The following is a 17,545-nucleotide window of genomic DNA, read 5'->3' on the forward strand; positions in this document are numbered from 1 at the left end:
GATCTGAACCCTATCGAGAAAAAATGGGCGCAAGCTAAGTTTCTACGCCAAGGGTGGATGGAGAATAATCTACCTAAGCTCTTTCATGATATGGATTGTATCTCTTTTATTGTGGATTGACTATACAACTATTATCAGGCGCTACTGGAATAAATTTTGCTTGCTTGCTGTGCCTACGCAGACAGAGGCTGCGAAAAATTTATCCCAGTAGCGTTGTATTTATTTAATAGTGGATGGACTGTAGTTGGATAATGACTGTTAAAACAGTTTAATAGGGTCATTGATGATAACTAACAAATTAAGGCAAACATCGTTAACAGTGCGCGCCATATCTATTTGTAAATTCTAGAATTATTTACAGTAATAGTACTTACATAAAGTAACATTTAGTATATTATAGATAGCAATTGCCTAAGTTTTATCGTAAGCAGTTTAAAAAAACAAATTTAATTCATTAAAATTTTAGGAGCTCCTCATGTCGACTAGTTTTTCAAAAATCGCTGCACTAGCTGTATTATCAAGCGCCGTTGTCTTAGCATCAGGTTGTGCCACTAAGCGTGCTACTTCTGAAGTAGTCGTAGCTCCACTAGGTATCCCAGGTGGTCAAGTTGGCTACAATGGTGCGGTTATCGTAGACAACTCAAATGCTGTCATTACTGGTGCTGAAAACCTACAAGCGGTTGTGTACTTCGCCTTTGATAGCAGTGAAATTACCTCACAATCAGCGGGTGTATTAAACCAACACGCAGGTCTATTAAGATCTAACCCAGCAGCGGGTGTTGTTATCGCCGGTCATACTGATGAGCGCGGTAGCCGTGAATATAACGTCGCATTGGGTGAGCGCCGTGCCCAAGCAGCACGTGATTATCTTGCAGCACAAGGCGTTGCAGTAAATAACATCCGTGTGATCAGCTATGGTGAAGAGCGTCCTGCTGCTGCTGGTCAGAGCGAAGATGCTTATACACAAAACCGCCGTGCTGAATTGTCTTACTAATATCGTTTAACAAGACATTACTCGCATTAAAAAAGCCCAACAATTATATTGTTGGGCTTTTTTAATGTTATTACGCTAAGATGTATATAAATCTAAGTATTAAACTTCTACAATAAAAATATTATGCAAAACTCCAATCTATACCATATCCAGTATACTCAGCTCGACCCAATGACATGGTGCGCAACTGCGCAAGTGAGTACGCCTGTTCAATCAAACAATCTAGACTTATTAAGCACATCGCTAGCGCTATTGACTCCGAACCGATTCAGCACTTTTGACATCAATTTGTGTCACTTTAAATGGCATTATCAAACATCTCAAACACCTCTGTCTGTACGTACTTATGACCAGCGCCAGCAGCAACGTACAGGCGTGCGACTATTACTGCAATCATTATTAAATAAGCTAGATATTACGGATAGTTTAGATGAGTCTGACTTTCCTTACCGACTTATAAATAGCCAATATTACGTATGTTTTAGTCATACTGGCGCTAGTAGCAAAAAGTCACCTACTACACCCAAACATGAAAAACTTTTAGACACTGTGGAAAATAAAGTGGCAGTAATCCTAAGTCGTCATCGTGCTGTGGGTATCGATATAGAAATCAATGATATTGCATGGCATGTAGCGCAGCGCTTTTATCATTCCAATGAGCTCACTATCTTGCAAAAATTGCCAATGATCCAGCGTGATCATATCGTCAAGTTATTGTGGCAAATAAAAGAAAGCTTTATCAAAATCCATCAATATAAGCTTGCGCAGGGTTTAGGAATGGACTACTCCTCTCTTATTCTAAACTTAATCAATAGTATTAAAGAAGATATGCCTTCAAAAGTCATTACTGACTATGACGCTAATTATCATATCGCTCTTTTACCTTCTCAACAGACTATTATCATTTACTAAATAATTCATAAATATATTCAGTTCAAAAAATGATTATTGGTTTATTTTAGACAAAAAAAACGACCCTCAAAAGGGTCGTTTTTTATGCGCTTATACTTCATTTAATAACAGTGCTTAGACTGTCATTAACTTAGAAGCGATAAGTTGCACCAAGTTTAACGATTGGTAACCACTCTAACCAGTCTTTATCTTCAAGCTCACGTTCAGCAGCTTTAGCAACATCTGCACCTGTGACAGTAGTAACACCACCTACAGTTGTAGCTGCAACTGGTCCAGCTGCATTACTTGAAGTAACAGTAGCGTCAGTTTGACCCATATAAGCGGCACCGATTTCACCAAACAAACCAAAGTTATTAGTAATGTTAGGACGGAAACCAATAGTCGCATATGGTGCAAGTTTATTACGATGCTCCATAGTACCTTCTAAAGTACCAGTTTGAGCAGCGTTATAATCAACATTATTAATTCTAAAGTTAGGACCATTTGCATTAGCACGTACGTCAAAATCGTTATCAGGAACGATGATACCAGCACCCATAGTGAACCAGTTCGCCATAGGACGTAATTGCACGCCTAAGTACGGGTTGCTGAAATCAGAATCAACTTCGTAGTTTACGTCGTTTGCATCAAAGTCACCGCCGAATAAATCAGCAACATCACCACCTGCCCAACCGGCTTGTAGTTCAGTTTTGTCGTTTAATGCCCAACCGATGTTAGCACCATAACCTAAGCTACCAACTTCAGCGCTGATAGCGGCTGGATGTGTAACCGTTTGGAAGAAAGTCTTAGTACCACCAACGATAGCACCTGTAGTGTTACGTACTACACCAGCATCAGCATTGTATGCATAAGCAACTGGCTCAGCTTCGTATACAACAGCGTCATTACCATCAATAACGATAATTGGATCAGCAGCTAGTGCAGCAGTTGACGCTAAGATAGCAGCAGAGATTGCTGTTAATTTAATAAGTTTCATGATTACTCTCCTAAAGTATAAAATAACACGCCCGTAAAAAAATGATATTCTAGCTTCTTTTGAACCATCATTTTGATGTGCAGATTAAAACAATTTTGACTCAAAAAGTCACCCCTAAAGATGCACTTTTTATTTACCATTATGTAAAGATTGCATAGATATTGTAATAATCGCTACACCAACCTGCAAAACTTCGCTTTCTTGTTACACAATACTCTTAAAGCAACTGCGCAGTATAAACATGATTACTCGAAAGCTTAACGGTCATGTAAAGGTATTACAAAATATGTCAGTATAATGGACCATCTTATAAATTAACTCAATAACAGTTATGGAGTTAATTACTACAGTTTGTTGTGGTTTGTGAGTTAACGTATCTAATATTGCTCAAGAGCACAGATAATTCGTAGATACTTTTTAAATAATTTAGAAATACGCTATAAATAGTTGTACGCAATATAAATGCATCTATATATAATGATAGATAGGCCTATCTAAGCGCGGTATTATGCTACATTAGACTGAATAATACTATTATCTTGTGTCTTTATATTTATTGTTGTTTAGTTCCATTTCTCCAGTTTCATTATTTAAGTCTCTTTGATTAAAGCGTCGTGATATTTTCTGCTTTATTCTTTCCATTATTACTGAGCCATTGATATGCCAAAAGTATCGTCGATTACCCGTGTACTAGAGATTATCGAGGCAGTATCTTACGCCTCTAAGCCACTCTCGCCACTTGAGCTGTCGCAGAAGCTCGATATTCCAAAGCCGACCATCCATCGATTGATTCAAAATCTGGTTGATGAAGGCTTTGTAACTGTCGATATTGGCGGTGGCATTGTTCCTGGTAAGCGTGTACGCAATTTAAGCGTCGAGCTTTGGCAGCAGCGACTATTTTTTAATGAGCGGCAAATAATTTTGCAAAATTTGGTCGATGAACTTAAGGAAACGTGCGGTCTTGGGGTTCCTTATCATATGAATATGATCTATACCAACCGCGCGCAAACGAGCTTACCGTTACAGATTTATCTACCAGTGGGCGCAAAATCACCGATGTGGTGTACAGCAACCGGCAAACTGTATTTAAGTCAGCTGTCCATCTCAAGTCGCGACAAGATACTGCAAGGTCTATCGTTAGATAAGTTTACTAAGAATACCATTACTGATATTGACGCGTTAAACGCCGAGCTTGACCGTATCGCTGAAACTGGCATTGGTATTGATAATGAAGAGTTTATCTCTGAGATGGTGGCTGTAGCGGTTCCAGTATTGGATAAAAAGTCTCGTTATCTGGCCTCATTATATATTCATGCGCCAACCATACGAGTATCGCTAGATGAGCTATTGACTCATGTACCACGACTACAAATAGCGGCACAAGATATTCAAACGCTCGTCTATGATCTACAAAGCTAAACGGCCTATTAAGAATATGAAAAAAGGTCTGCACTATCATAATAGTGCAGACCTTTTTTATGCTTGTTTTCTTTTAACAGTATCTTTTTAATAAGTTCTGACAACTAGCGATATAACAGATATTTACCTAGACTTAGATTTTATATAATTACGCTTAAGATAATAGCGAACGATCATAACGGCCCATAATGCTAGAAAAATCCTTATCGCCATTTTCTACAGTATGTGCTTCATACAGCTCTGTGGCTTTAGCACCCATCGGCGTGTCAACCTCAATATCTTGGGCGTTTTTCATAGCAAGATTGAGATCTTTTTGCATCAGCTTAGTCATAAAGCCACCTTTATAACCATTGCTCGACGGTACATTTTCCATCACTTGCGGATAAGGATTATACACCTCTAGTGTCCAGTTACGCCCTGAGCTCTGTAGCATAATATCTGACAACACTTTAGGATCTAAGCCGTTTTTGACGCCTAGATTAATGGCTTCTGCTGTGCCTGCCATTAGAATACCGAGCAGCATATTATTACAAATCTTGGCGACTTGACCTGCACCATGATCGCCGGCATGAAAGACATTTTTACCCATCGTTGCCAATATTGGTTCAGCTCTCGCAAATGCCTCAGTGCTACCGCCAACGATAAAGGTTAAGCTACCAGCGATAGCGCCACCTGTGCCACCTGAGACTGGCGCATCTAAGAAGTCAATGCCGAGCTTGGTCGCGGCGTCCGCTACGGTACGCGCATCATCAGCGGCAATGGTGCTGCTATCGATGACTAGCGTGCCTTTAGGTAAGTCTGATAATAGACCCTTATCGCCCAGATAAACAGAATGCACGTGCTTGCCAGCAGGTAGCATACTGATGACTACCTGAGCATTGTCAGCAGCAGCTTTTGGACTATCAGCGACGCGCGCACCTGCTTGCTGTAAGCGCTGCGTCGCCTCTGCAGATAAATCATATACCGATAGCGTATACCCTGCTTTTAACAAGTTCTCCGCCATTGGCGCGCCCATATTACCCAATCCAATAAAAGCTATGTTTGGCTTAGCTTTTCCGTTGGCTGGAGCACGACTGTCATCGTTACTTTTTGCGGTTTCCGTTGCGCTCATCTCATCACTCCTTGATGATTATGTGGTCAGTGTTGCTTATTAATATCGAATGGTAAAAGCTAAAAGGCAAAAGCTACTGCCTTATCTTTATTTATCTTGAAATCTAGAGTACATACTGAGCCGCTAAGGCATCAATGCCTAGCCAATCAATAAGCGGATGGGCATCTTTAGAATAAAGATTGGTAAAATGCTGCTCAATATACTCGCGTCCTTCTACTGTCAAGCAATCTGCTAATGAGCGCGACCACTGCGGATTTTTATCTTTATCAATAAGCAACGCACGCACGCCTTCTTTAAAGTCGGGATTTGCGGCACAATGTACGGCAACATTGATCTCTAAATATAAAACCTGCTCTAATGATAAGTCAGCGACTTTATGAAAAATCGCGTACGTCAATGCCGCAGTCACCGGACAACCTTGGCGATAATTAGTAATAGCCCGTTGTGTCCAGCTGTCCTGAGCAAAGTCAGCATCAAGTGCCATGAGCGCGGTATCATCGCGCATCAAGGCATCAATATCTGCCAAGCTGCCGCTAGTCATCAACTGCTGAATCGGCTGCCAATATAATGCCAGCTTACTATCAGGAAGTTCAGCGCTTGGTTGTGACGCCAGTGCATGACTGGTAATGCTATGCGCGGTCGCCGAGTGAGTTGCATCGACTGCTGCTTGCCAATTACTTTGGATTAAACGCTGCATGATGGCATCATAATCACTGCTAGCAACCGCATATTCGGCAAGATTGCTAAGTAATGCGTCTTTGCCATTACACTGCGCACCTGTTAGCCCCAAAAATAAACCTATTTTGGCGGGCATACGTTGCAAGAACCAGCTACCGGACGCATCAGGAAATAGGCCAATGGTAATCTCAGGCATGGCAAAACGTGTGCGCTCGGTAACCAGTCGATGACTACAAGCCGCCATCAATCCCATGCCGCCGCCCATAATAATACCGTCACCCCATAATATTAATGGCTTAGGGTAAAAGTGCATCTGGCGGTATAAACGGTACTCATGACTAAAAAACTCAGTCGCATATGGGTTGGGCATTGGTGCCGAATCCGACATGCTGTCATAAAGCTTACGGATATCACCGCCCGCACAGAACGCCTTATCACCTGCGCCTTTTAGCAATATCGCGACCACTTGTGCATCGGTTTGCCACTGGTCAAGTTGCTGCGATAATAGCTGACACATCTCAACACTTAATGCATTTAAAGACTTGGGCGCATTTAAGGTCATAATCCCAATGAGATGACCACAGTCTGTCGGCTCGGTACTGAACAATACCGGTGCTTGTTGCGCTGTATTTTCTATGGATTCCTGATTGTTACTATTATCCGTCGCTATCATAGCTGCTGTCATAAAAGTGACCTACAAAAATTAAAAGGGAAAGTACTATCATTAAATCTAATTTGATGGCGTCTATTTATTTTGCCAATTGGGTTTACGCTTCTCTAAAAACGCTTGCACGCCTTCACGCTGATCTTTGGTATCGAATAACTTAACAAAGGCTTCGCGCTCTTTAATGAGGTTTTGCGCCGTTGGCGTATGCCTTGCCGCTTGAATCAATTGTTTAGAATGGCTGACCGCCACTGGTGACTGTTTCGCCACTTTTACAGCCAAAGCTTGTGCCGCTTCCAACCCTTTACCTTTATCGACCACTTCTTCGACTAAGCCAATTCGTAATGCGGTTGTCGCATCGACGCGCTCGCCGCACAGTATCATACGCTTTGCCCAACCTTCGCCTACTAAAGCCGTTAGATTTTGGGTACCACCAGCGCAAGGTAATAAGCCAACGCCCGTTTCAGGTAGCGCCATTTGGGCATGATCTTCTGCGATACGAATGTCACAAGCAAGCGCACATTCAAGCCCGCCGCCCATTGCATAACCATTGATGACGGCGATACTGACACCGCGATAAGCAGATAAGGCTTCAAACGCTTCACCAAAGGCAATCGCCATACTAATAGCACGACCTTTATCGCCATCAGCAAAATTATTGAGATCCGCGCCAGCTGAAAAGAACTTTTCGCCATCACCGTGAATGATTAACGCATATACCTCATCATTAGCATTTAAATCAGTCATTAACTGCTTGAGCGCTTGTAGACTATCCATCGTCCAAGTATGCGCTGGAGGATTCTGTAAAGTTAAAGTAGCAATATGCCCATCAATAGATAGCTTGAGATTGGTATAATCCGTCATGATCAAACATCCTTATCATAAAATCATTTTATTCATCAAAATAGGTTAGCGCAGTTGGCTCAGTGCATCGTCTTGTAGCAGCTGGCGCGAGACAATCACCCGCATAATCTCATTGGTGCCTTCCAAAATCTGATGCACGCGCAAATCTCGCACGTGACGCTCAAGTGGATACTCATTCAGGTAGCCATAACCGCCATGAAGTTGTAAGGCTTCATTTGCCACATCAAAACTAAGATCAGTCGATAAGCGCTTTGCCATGGCACAATAAGTAGAGGCTTGCGCATCGTTATTATCGACTTTACTGGCTGCCAAATAGAGCATTTGCCGGGCAGTAATCGTTTGGGTCAACATATCAGCCAGCTTAAATTGTACCGATTGTAGGCTGGCAATAGGACTACCAAACTGGCTACGCTCTTTGACATAATTGGTCGCAGTTTCAAGCGCTGCTTGTGCTGTACCTACCGCACAAATACCGATATTAATACGCCCACCATCAAGGCCTTTCATAGCGATACGAAAGCCTTGACCTTCCTCGCCTATCAAGTTCGACGCGGGTACTTTGACATCTTTAAAGCTAATGGTACGCGTTGGCTGTGCTTTCCAGCCCATTTTATGCTCGTTTTTACCGTATTCGATACCAGCACTATCGGCATCAACGACAAATGCTGAAACGCCTTTGGGTCCACTAGCACCCGTACGTGCCATAACCACTAAAACGTCGGTCTCGCCTGCGCCTGAGATAAATGCTTTTTCACCATTTAGCACATAATAATCGCCTTGTTTATCCGCTTTGGTACGCAAAGACGCCGCATCAGAACCGGCATTAGCTTCAGTTAGACAGTAGCTGCCAAGCCATTCACCGCTGACCATATTGGGCAGATATTGCTGACATAAACTGGCGCTACCATACTCGCCAATCATCCATGCCACCATATTATGGATGCTCATATAAGCGGCGACTGAAGTATCGCCCCATGCTAACTCTTCGAAAACCATCGCAGAGTCCAAACGAGGTAAACCCAAACCATCATATTCTGGATTGGTATATAGCCCTAAAAAACCAAGCTCGCCAGATTTTTTAATGACATCGACTGGGAAATGTGAGTTGCGATCCCATTCAGCAGCATTTGGCTTCAGCTCTTTTTGGGCAAACTGTCTTGCGGTTTGTTTAAAGGCAACTTGATCAGCAGTTAATGAGAAATCCATAAGGTCATCCTTGTGCGTCTAAGCGCAATTATAGCTATGAGGTTAGACTCAATTACATTGAGATAGTGGTATTTACTTTACCACGGCTTGCCTCATCATCAAACCAACGGGCGGTTACGGTCTTAGTTTGGGTATAAAACTGTACCGCTTGTTTGCCATAAGGGCCGAGATCACCCAGTTTACTCGCGCGTGAGCCTGAGAAAGAGAACATTGGTAGTGGCACAGGAATGGGTAAATTAATACCGATTTGACCAACTTCGATATCTTGCTGGAATTTATGCGCGGCGGCTCCTGACTGGGTAAAGATAGCCGTGCCATTACCATGCGGATTGGCGTTGAGCAGCTCTATCGCTTCATCAAGACTGTCGGCGCGCATGATACATAGGACAGGACCAAATATTTCTTCTTTGTAAATTTGCATATCGCTAGTGACGTTATCAAAGATAGTCGGACCAACGAAGTTACCCTTCTCGAAACCTTCGACGGTAAGACCACGACCATCGAGTATCAAGCTTGCCCCTTCTTCTACCCCTGTACCAATCAAATGCTCAACACGCGCTTTTGCCGCAGGAGAAATCAGTGGACCTAAATCTTTATCGTGCTTACCAGCGGAAACTACTAAGCCTTCTGCTTTGGCTTTGATATCATCGACCCACTCACCTGCTGCACCGACTAATACTACAACTGATAACGCCATACAGCGTTGACCAGCTGCACCAAATGCCGCGCCTGCCAATTGATTTAAGGTTTGTTCTTTATTGGCATCTGGCAGGATAACGCCATGATTTTTTGCGCCCATCATACACTGTGCACGTTTACCTGATTGACTGGCACGCTCGTAAACATGCTTACCGACAGCAGTAGAACCGACAAAAGATACCGCTTTAATATCAGGGTGATCACAGATGGCGTCGACTGTTGCTTTACCGCCATGGACAACATTGAGCACGCCTTCAGGAACGCCCGCTTCTATTGCCAGCTCAACCAAGCGCATCGTAACCATTGGATCTTGTTCAGAAGGTTTAAGAATGAAGGTATTGCCGGTAGCAATCGCCATCGGGAACATCCAAAGTGGAATCATTGCTGGGAAGTTAAATGGTGTGATACCCGCGCAGACACCAAGCGGCTGCCAAACGCTATATGTGTCAACACCAGATGCGACGTTTTCAACATAGTCACCAATTTGTAAATTAGCAACACCAGCAGCATGCTCAACCACTTCTAAACCGCGAAATACGTCACCACGTGCATCCGCAAGCGTTTTACCTTGCTCGGCAGTCAAAATGCCTGCCAGCTCATCCATATGCTCGCGAATTAAGGCTTGGTAGGTTAAGAAGATACGAGCACGAGTGGTGATAGGTGTCTTACGCCATGTTTGAAAGGCTGCTTTTGCAGCGGCAACGGCTTGATTGATTTCATCCTCAGTCGTTTGCGGAACTTTGGCGATGACTTCTTGCGTTGCCGGATCAGTAATATCAATCCATTCTCTGGTCGTAGACTTAGTAAATTGACCATTAATAAGTTGTTGGACGTGATGCATAAGATATCCTTATCTTGATTGCGAGACTGCTGCTATTCACTCAATGACAGGAGGTCAAATTAAGCTGAGCAACGCCTTTAATTTAAAATGATTTAATTTGTATCGTTATTAACTATAGCAATAATATGATTTTGTGGTCAAGTGCTTTATTAAAGTTTTATTAACGTGCAACCTTACGCAAGTTTTCAGTCCACAAAAAAGCCTATGATGAGTCATAGGCTTTACTATAAATGATTAACGATAGACTATTTTTCTGAAATAGCCCTTCTAGTAATCTTTCATGGACTGCTTAACCGCATCAATCGCGGTTGGATTATCAAGTGTTGACATATCACCCGTTGGTTTCTTCTCTGCTAACGCTCGAATAGCACGGCGTAAGATTTTACCGGATCGGGTTTTTGGTAGTGCTGGCGGAAAATACACTGCGGCCGGACGTGCAATACCGCCGAGTGACTTAACAACCGCACCAATAATTTGTTGCTCAAGACGGAAGCGATTTTCGGTAGTAGCCACTTGCTCTTGATCTCTAAGCACACAGAAAGCGATGGGTAACTCACCTTTAAGCTCATCATGAATACCCACAACAGCACACTCTGCCACTTCTGGATGGGTGCTAATAGCTTCTTCAATTTCTTGGGTGCCGAGTCTATGACCTGCGACATTAATGACATCGTCTGTACGACCAAGAATATGAAAGTAGCCGTCCTCATCAACGACAGCATAGTCTGAAGTCGAGTATTGATTGCTATCCGCTAAGCTAAAGTAGCTATCAATAAAGCGCTTATCATTACGCCAAACCGTCGTTAAACAGCCGGGTGGTAAGGGTGCACGAATCGCAAGTAACCCTTTCTCGCCAGCAGCGCAAGGTTTGCCCGTTTCTTCATTGATGACATGCACATCGTAGCCGTACATCGGAAAACCGGGCGAGCCTTGTTTATGCGGTTTATGATTAAATTTGGGCGTATTACTCAAAATCGGCCAGCCTGATTCAGTTTGCCAATAATGATCCAAAATAGGCACGCCTAAATGCTTAGTAAGCCAATTGGCAGTCGATTCATCTAGCGGCTCGCCTGCTAAAAAGAACGACTTAAGACTTGAGACATCGTAGCGCGTCATCCATGTCTCATCTTGTTTTTTCAACATACGCACACCGGTCGGTGCGGTGAATAAAATATTAACCTTGTTGGCTTCAACGATGCGCCACCAAATACCAGGATTTGGACGGTGCGGTAACCCCTCATACATGACGCTGGTCATGCCAGCCAGCAATGGCGCATAAATAGTATAAGAATGCCCGACAGCCCAACCGATATCCGATATTGCCCAAAAGGTCTCGCCAGCTTTACCATCATAGATATAATCCATCGAGGTCGTTAGCGCAACAGCATGACCGCCAGTATCACGCTGTACGCCCTTTGGTGTACCTGTGGTGCCAGAGGTATAAAGCAAATATGAGGGGGTATTTGACTCTAGCCATACTGGCTCGACGATGGCATTGGCTTCGCAACTGATACGGCGCTCCGTCGCATAATCTATATCAATATTTTGCGCTTTAAATGGCAAAATACCGCGATCAACCACCAATACATGCTCAGGCTTCACGGCTGCTTGCTCGATACCTTGATTAACGAGATTTTTATAATTAATGACCTTGCCGCCACGCAAGCCAGCATCTACCGTGATGACCATTTTCGCTTCCGCATCATCTATACGAATGGCAAGATTGTGCGCGGCAAAGCCACCAAATACGACTGAATGAATGGCACCAATACGCGCACACGCTAGCATGGCATAAGCCGCTTCCAAAATCATCGGCATGTAGATGATGACTCGATCGCCCTCGCCGATACCATGACGCTGCAATACATCCGCAAAATAATTGACCTCTTTATACAAGTCATTATAAGTTAAGCGGCGCTTGGTATAGTCGGTATAAAATTCAACGTTATTGCCCAAGTCATTAAAGGCATCAACGATCGCTGGATAGGTCTCGATGAGTTCTTGATTAATCTCTGAAGTCAGCCAAATAAACGCATCTTGCTCAGCGCGGTCGGCTAAATGACGGTCGACGCAGTTGTAGCATAGATTGGTCTCACCACCGACAAACCACTTGGCAAACGGCAAATTACTGTCATCAAGGATTTGCTCCGGCTCTTTATGCCAGTAAATACGCTTCGCTTGCTCTGCCCAAAACTGCTCACGATCGTTAATAGATGACTGATAGATATCAGCAAAGGTCTGGGTAGCCACTTGATTGCTGAATGAATTGGTGACTGGATTGGTAATGGGATTGACGGTTGCGTTAGTAGTTTGCTCGCTCATAATAGCTGTCCTTAGCGTAATGATGGTTGATGCGATACGATTTTATTAAATAATATCATAATATAAGACTGGCTTTCCTTGCCAGCTGTCCTTACTAAAGCAAAAAAACCGATACATAGTGTATCGGTTTAATGAGTATCAGTTTAAAATGTAGCAGAGCTAATCATAAAGGTCAACTATTACGCGTGTCATCTACTCGATATTTTGACAGCTTCAAGCAATTTACAAGCGAATAATTTAATCCTATTATACTTCGGTCTGATAATCATACATCTCACGCATGACTTTTTTATCATGTTTACCAACAGACGTTTTAGGTAATTCATCGACAAATTTAAACTGACTAGGTACACCGTATTTAGGGATAATACCGCGCTCCACTGCCTGCTCAGCAATCGCTTTGATATCTTCCGCTTTGGTATCTTGGCAAGCAGGCTTAAGTACGACTAATGCTAACGGACGCTCGCCCCACTGCTTATCACGCACACCAATCACTGACACGTCAGCCACCGAGGGATGCAATGATAAAATCGTCTCAATCTCAAGTGATGATATCCACTCACCACCTGATTTAATCACGTCTTTTAAACGATCGGTAATTTGAATATAACCATCAGGGCGTATATAGGCGATGTCTTGGGTATGCATATAGCCATGTTCCCATAGCTCTTTACCCGCATCATCATTTTTCAGATAGCTTTGGGTCAACCAAGGTGCTCGTAGCACCAGCTCGCCGGTATTATCTTTACCTTTACCAACCGACTCATTGCTGGTATTCCACACTTGCGCATCAACCATCAGTACCGGCTTACCTGTCATACAGCGACGGGCAATGTCTTCATCTTCCGTCATCGCAGGCTCATCTAGGCTAAATTCTGTCAAGCTAATGAGCGGCGCTGTCTCTGACATACCATAGCCGGTATACACCTCAATACCCTGTGTCATTGCCGCTTTAGCCAAGCCTTCGGTCAATCTTGAACCACCGATAATCATTTTTAAACCATTAAAGCTGGCGTCACGATCCTGCGCCTCTTTAAGAACCATCTGTAAAATCGTTGGTACGCAATGGGTGATACTCACCTTTTCGTTAATAATCAAATCCATTAACAAATCCGGTGCATAGCGTCCCGGATACACTTGCTTGAGACCAACCATCGTCGCCGTAAACGGAAAGCCCCACGCATGTACGTGGAACATCGGCGTCATTGGCATATAGACATCACCATAGCTGACGCCTTGCTTATTCGGCAGCATGCCTAGCGTCGCAGCTTCTGTGAGGGTATGTAGCACTAGTTGGCGATGGCTAAAGAACACACCTTTCGGATCACCTGTCGTACCCGAGGTATAAAAGGTCGTTGCGATGGTATTTTCGTCAAAATCCGGAAATTCAAACTCACTATTGGCCGCTTCTAGTAACGCTTCATATTCACCAGTAACACGGTTTTGATTACCGCCAAAAACTCCTTCTGACGTCACCCCATTATCATCAAGCCAAATAATATGCTCAATACTTGAGTTTTCAAACTGATAGTCTTTGACCAATGGTGCAAATTCAGAGTTGAGCATCAGCACTTTTGGTTTCGCGTGATTAATGGTATAAAGAACTTTTTCTGGTGACAGGCGGATGTTAACGGTTTGTAAGATGTACTGCGACATCGGTATCGCAAAATACGACTCTAAGTAGCGATGACTGTCCCAATCCATCACTGCCACCACGTCACCAGCATCAAGGTTTAAGCCATCTAAAACATTCGCTAAGCGATTAATACGGTTAAACAGCTCTTTATAAGTGAAGCGATTTTTATCCGCATAGACGATTTCTTGGTCTAGCGATACAGTTTTGGCACGGTTTAGCAGTTGTTTAATCAATAATGGATAATCGTAAGCAGAGGGTGCGCTGTGATAGATATTTGACATAAACATGACTTCCTTGTGGCTTATTTCAGCTCATTCAAATGGTTTTATAATGGATGACTTTACGATGATATTTATCGTTACTCTTGATAAGACGCTTCTTGATAGTAGAAAAAAACCCAGACTATGTAAAGCCTTCTTGCGTAAGTATCGTACGACTACAGATTCGATAACTATCATTTAAATATTCGTCTCATTATGCTATGACAAGTCTATATTAATTCGCACGTACACGTGTTTTGACCATCCCAACGCTTGCGACTAACAATGCCAATACTTGTACAAATAGTAATAACCAAACGGTAAGCGACCACTGTCCACGCGCATAAACGATACCGCATAGCCATGCCCCCATCGTACCGCCAGCGTAATAACCCATGTAATATAAGCCAGAAGCCAACGAGCGTCCTTTTTTAACATTAACTGCGATATAACTGATCGTCGCAGCTTGGGTAATAAATACGCCTGATGACATAATAGCAAGCCCAATGACAATACCCCATAACGGCGTCACAAGCGTTAACAACACACCAAGCATCGACACAACAACCGCTACTCGAACGGTTCGTGCAGCGCCAAATCGGCGTAATAATGTAGTCGATAATGGCGTGATAATGACCCCGATCAAATAGACTGCAAAAATATTGGCAAGCGCGCCCGTACCCAATTCATATGGCGTGCCAGCAAGATGCAAATTGATAAAGGTAAAACACCCTACGAGCGAAAACAACACACAGGCACCAAGCAAGCAAGCTGTCACGACGTAGCGATTGGTCAAATGCTCACCGAGCGTCTGCATCGCTGAGCGAAAATTTGGATTGGCCACAAAGTGCCGCGACGATGGCAGCATTTTACCGACCCATAGCGCACCGATAAGTGTCATCACTGCCATGACATAATAGCCTGCACGCCAGCCGATGAGCTCATGTAAATGCCCCAGTAAAAACCGCCCCATAAAGCCGCCAAGTACCGAACCTGAGACATAAAACGACATCAGTTCTGTTACGGCGCGCCCCTCAAACTCCTCACCGATATAAGCGATTGTCACTACAGTAATACCTGGCACAGACAGCCCCTGCATAAACCGCCACATGCCCATCCAGCCAATATCAGGACTTTGAGCAATTAAAGCAGTAGGTATCGCTAAAAATAACAGTGCTCCAACGATAAATGACTTGCGCCCGACGGCATCAGATAGCATCCCCAAAAACGGCGACATGATAGCGATTGCCATCACCGTCGCGCCGACAATCATCCCTGCCTGCACTTCAGTGGCTGAAAAATCCATCATCAATACCGGCAAAATTGCTTGAATAGAATATACCTGCAAAAAAGCAAACATCCCAATCAAACCAATGGTGAGCTTTAATATCCACGAGGGTGAATAAAATGGTGGCTGAATTTTAAGCGCTTCAATAGCACTGTTTGCTGATGTGTTGTCTTTGGCGTCGTTATAGGTATTATTATTAATCGTATTATTCAAAGTATTATTCAAAGTATTATTCAAAGTGTTACTGACTGTATTGGAGGCCTCTTTAGCTGAAGCTAACTTGGCATAGGTGATAGACATGAAGCACTAATATCTGAGCCAATCACTAAAAAATCATGGCTCACAATAAAACAGGTGAGGCTTTATTTTATCACATCGAATAACAAACTCAGGTTTCGGAGTGTTATTCACGTTGTGCTATTAATTTTATTTTAAACACATAGTATCAACACTGGGTAGGTGACTTATATTTTTGACAGTTAATAGATTACTGTCTACTATTATTCCGACTTGCTATACACATTATATAAGTTAGCGTTAGCAGAACGTAATCCAGAGAACTTACTGAAAAAACAATCCTCATATAACAGACTATTTATCATGCCAAAAATAATTTTTTTCCCAACGCTGCTTGCCGCTACAAGCGCACTTATTTTCTCTATGAATGTGATAGCCGTCACCTCAGACAACGCACTATCAACAAAGGTATTGCCAACATCGCTAGAATCAGTGTCATCGCTAGAATCATTATCAAAGCAATCAAACTGTATTGCTGATAGTGTCATCACTGCGGCTGAGCTTTCAGATACGCGAGATAACGGTCCTTTTTCTGTGGCTAGTAAGCCCGTGCCTCGCCAGTTAGCAAACGGCTTTGGTGGCGGAACGATTCATTATCCAACCAATGCTGGCGGCTGTGGTCTGTTAGGCGGTATCGCAGTGGTACCCGGTTATGTGTCTTATGAATCGTCTATCAAATGGTGGGGACCACGTCTGGCTTCTTGGGGGTTTGTCGTTATCACTATTGATACCAACACCATTTATGATGATCCAGATAGCCGGGCGACTCAATTAAGTTCAGCTCTAGATCACATTATTAATGACAGCACCGTTGGTGCTCAGATAGATAGTAATCGTCTGGGCGCTATTGGCTGGTCAATGGGCGGCGGCGGTGCGCTGCAGTTAGCGACAGAGCGTAGTGCCGTTCGTGCCATTATTCCGCAAACGCCCTATCACGATAAAAGCTATGGCAACATGGATACGCCAGCGTTATTTATTAGTTGTCAGAACGACCGCATCGCATCTAACAACGAATATGGCAATGTCTTTTATAACAATGCTTCTGGACCTAAAATGAAGATTGAGGTAAAAAATGGTAGTCACTTTTGTCCAAGCTATCGTTTTAATGAGATATTACTCAGTAAGCCCGGCATTGCATGGATGCACCGTTATATAAACGATGATAGACGTTTTGATAAGTTTTTATGTAGCAAAGAAGACTACGGTAATAGCCCTCGTATATCAGGTTACGACTATAAAGATTGCGTATAGTATAGTCAGGCTGCTTTAAAAGTGATACAGCGTGACTGGTATTTATTTTTTGCAGCCTCTGTCAGCGTAGACACAGCAAGCAATAAAAATTCATATCAGTTACGCGGCACTACAATACGTATCTTTT

The 17,545-nt window shown here is 43.2% G+C and carries 13 protein-coding genes; 4 read left to right on the forward strand and 9 right to left on the reverse strand.

Features of this window, described 5'->3' with window-relative positions; translation table 11 throughout:
• Positions 1–475: 475 nt before the first annotated feature.
• Both pal and WAZ74_RS03055 read left to right on the forward strand, forming a co-directional pair.
• On the forward strand, positions 476–994 hold the full coding sequence (gene pal, locus WAZ74_RS03050; RefSeq protein WP_422305671.1) for a peptidoglycan-associated lipoprotein Pal: 519 nt from the start codon (positions 476–478) through the stop codon (positions 992–994).
• Positions 995–1,117: 123 nt separating this feature from the next.
• Positions 1,118–1,906: a 4'-phosphopantetheinyl transferase family protein gene (locus WAZ74_RS03055; RefSeq protein ID WP_422305673.1), complete on the forward strand. Its 789-nt coding sequence runs from the start codon at positions 1,118–1,120 to the stop codon at positions 1,904–1,906.
• Between the two features lie 130 nt (positions 1,907–2,036).
• Here the strand turns inward: WAZ74_RS03055 and WAZ74_RS03060 are convergent, their stop codons facing one another.
• Positions 2,037–2,882 (reverse strand): hypothetical protein, encoded by an 846-nt coding sequence (locus WAZ74_RS03060; RefSeq protein WP_422305675.1) that lies wholly within the window; start codon positions 2,880–2,882, stop codon positions 2,037–2,039.
• Positions 2,883–3,542: 660 nt separating this feature from the next.
• Between WAZ74_RS03060 and WAZ74_RS03065 the strand changes: the two genes are divergently transcribed.
• Positions 3,543–4,301 (forward strand): IclR family transcriptional regulator, encoded by a 759-nt coding sequence (locus WAZ74_RS03065; protein ID WP_422305677.1) that lies wholly within the window; start codon positions 3,543–3,545, stop codon positions 4,299–4,301.
• Positions 4,302–4,455: 154 nt separating this feature from the next.
• Here WAZ74_RS03065 and mmsB read toward each other — a convergent pair whose 3' ends face one another.
• From mmsB to WAZ74_RS03105, 8 genes are all read right to left on the reverse strand, one after another.
• A complete protein-coding gene (mmsB, locus tag WAZ74_RS03070) occupies positions 4,456–5,412 on the reverse strand; it encodes a 3-hydroxyisobutyrate dehydrogenase (protein ID WP_422305679.1) in 957 nt (318 codons plus the stop codon).
• Positions 5,413–5,515: 103 nt separating this feature from the next.
• The gene (locus tag WAZ74_RS03075) at positions 5,516–6,775 is read right to left on the reverse strand and encodes an enoyl-CoA hydratase/isomerase family protein (protein WP_422305681.1); all 1,260 of its coding nucleotides are present in this window, start codon (positions 6,773–6,775) and stop codon (positions 5,516–5,518) included.
• Positions 6,776–6,835: 60 nt separating this feature from the next.
• Positions 6,836–7,618, reverse strand: a complete 783-nt coding sequence (locus WAZ74_RS03080; protein ID WP_422305683.1) for an enoyl-CoA hydratase — start codon at positions 7,616–7,618, stop codon at positions 6,836–6,838.
• Positions 7,619–7,663: 45 nt separating this feature from the next.
• On the reverse strand, positions 7,664–8,824 hold the full coding sequence (locus tag WAZ74_RS03085; protein ID WP_422305685.1) for an acyl-CoA dehydrogenase family protein: 1,161 nt from the start codon (positions 8,822–8,824) through the stop codon (positions 7,664–7,666).
• A 52-nt stretch (positions 8,825–8,876) separates the two neighbouring features.
• On the reverse strand, positions 8,877–10,364 hold the full coding sequence (locus WAZ74_RS03090; protein WP_422305687.1) for a CoA-acylating methylmalonate-semialdehyde dehydrogenase: 1,488 nt from the start codon (positions 10,362–10,364) through the stop codon (positions 8,877–8,879).
• Between the two features lie 267 nt (positions 10,365–10,631).
• Positions 10,632–12,686: a propionate--CoA ligase gene (locus WAZ74_RS03095; protein ID WP_422305689.1), complete on the reverse strand. Its 2,055-nt coding sequence runs from the start codon at positions 12,684–12,686 to the stop codon at positions 10,632–10,634.
• A 246-nt stretch (positions 12,687–12,932) separates the two neighbouring features.
• Positions 12,933–14,603 (reverse strand): fatty acid--CoA ligase, encoded by a 1,671-nt coding sequence (locus WAZ74_RS03100; protein WP_422305691.1) that lies wholly within the window; start codon positions 14,601–14,603, stop codon positions 12,933–12,935.
• A gap of 214 nt (positions 14,604–14,817) precedes the next feature.
• Positions 14,818–16,170 (reverse strand): MFS transporter, encoded by a 1,353-nt coding sequence (locus WAZ74_RS03105; protein WP_422305693.1) that lies wholly within the window; start codon positions 16,168–16,170, stop codon positions 14,818–14,820.
• Between the two features lie 300 nt (positions 16,171–16,470).
• Between WAZ74_RS03105 and WAZ74_RS03110 the strand changes: the two genes are divergently transcribed.
• The gene (locus tag WAZ74_RS03110; protein WP_422305695.1) at positions 16,471–17,418 is read left to right on the forward strand and encodes a dienelactone hydrolase family protein; all 948 of its coding nucleotides are present in this window, start codon (positions 16,471–16,473) and stop codon (positions 17,416–17,418) included.
• Positions 17,419–17,545: the final 127 nt, after the last annotated feature.

It is taken from the genome of Psychrobacter sp. (assembly GCF_049295055.1).
GTDB lineage: Bacteria > Pseudomonadota > Gammaproteobacteria > Pseudomonadales > Moraxellaceae > Psychrobacter.

Coding starts and splice junctions, on each gene's coding strand:
- pal (WP_422305671.1), top strand. CDS start 476: ATGTCGACTAGTTTTTCAAAAATCGCTGCACTAGCTGTATTATCAAGC.
- WAZ74_RS03055 (WP_422305673.1), top strand. CDS start 1,118: ATGCAAAACTCCAATCTATACCATATCCAGTATACTCAGCTCGACCCA.
- WAZ74_RS03060 (WP_422305675.1), bottom strand. CDS start 2,882: ATGAAACTTATTAAATTAACAGCAATCTCTGCTGCTATCTTAGCGTCA.
- WAZ74_RS03065 (WP_422305677.1), top strand. CDS start 3,543: ATGCCAAAAGTATCGTCGATTACCCGTGTACTAGAGATTATCGAGGCA.
- mmsB (WP_422305679.1), bottom strand. CDS start 5,412: ATGAGCGCAACGGAAACCGCAAAAAGTAACGATGACAGTCGTGCTCCA.
- WAZ74_RS03075 (WP_422305681.1), bottom strand. CDS start 6,775: ATGACAGCAGCTATGATAGCGACGGATAATAGTAACAATCAGGAATCC.
- WAZ74_RS03080 (WP_422305683.1), bottom strand. CDS start 7,618: ATGACGGATTATACCAATCTCAAGCTATCTATTGATGGGCATATTGCT.
- WAZ74_RS03085 (WP_422305685.1), bottom strand. CDS start 8,824: ATGGATTTCTCATTAACTGCTGATCAAGTTGCCTTTAAACAAACCGCA.
- WAZ74_RS03090 (WP_422305687.1), bottom strand. CDS start 10,364: ATGCATCACGTCCAACAACTTATTAATGGTCAATTTACTAAGTCTACG.
- WAZ74_RS03095 (WP_422305689.1), bottom strand. CDS start 12,686: ATGAGCGAGCAAACTACTAACGCAACCGTCAATCCCATTACCAATCCA.
- WAZ74_RS03100 (WP_422305691.1), bottom strand. CDS start 14,603: ATGTCAAATATCTATCACAGCGCACCCTCTGCTTACGATTATCCATTA.
- WAZ74_RS03105 (WP_422305693.1), bottom strand. CDS start 16,170: ATGTCTATCACCTATGCCAAGTTAGCTTCAGCTAAAGAGGCCTCCAAT.
- WAZ74_RS03110 (WP_422305695.1), top strand. CDS start 16,471: ATGCCAAAAATAATTTTTTTCCCAACGCTGCTTGCCGCTACAAGCGCA.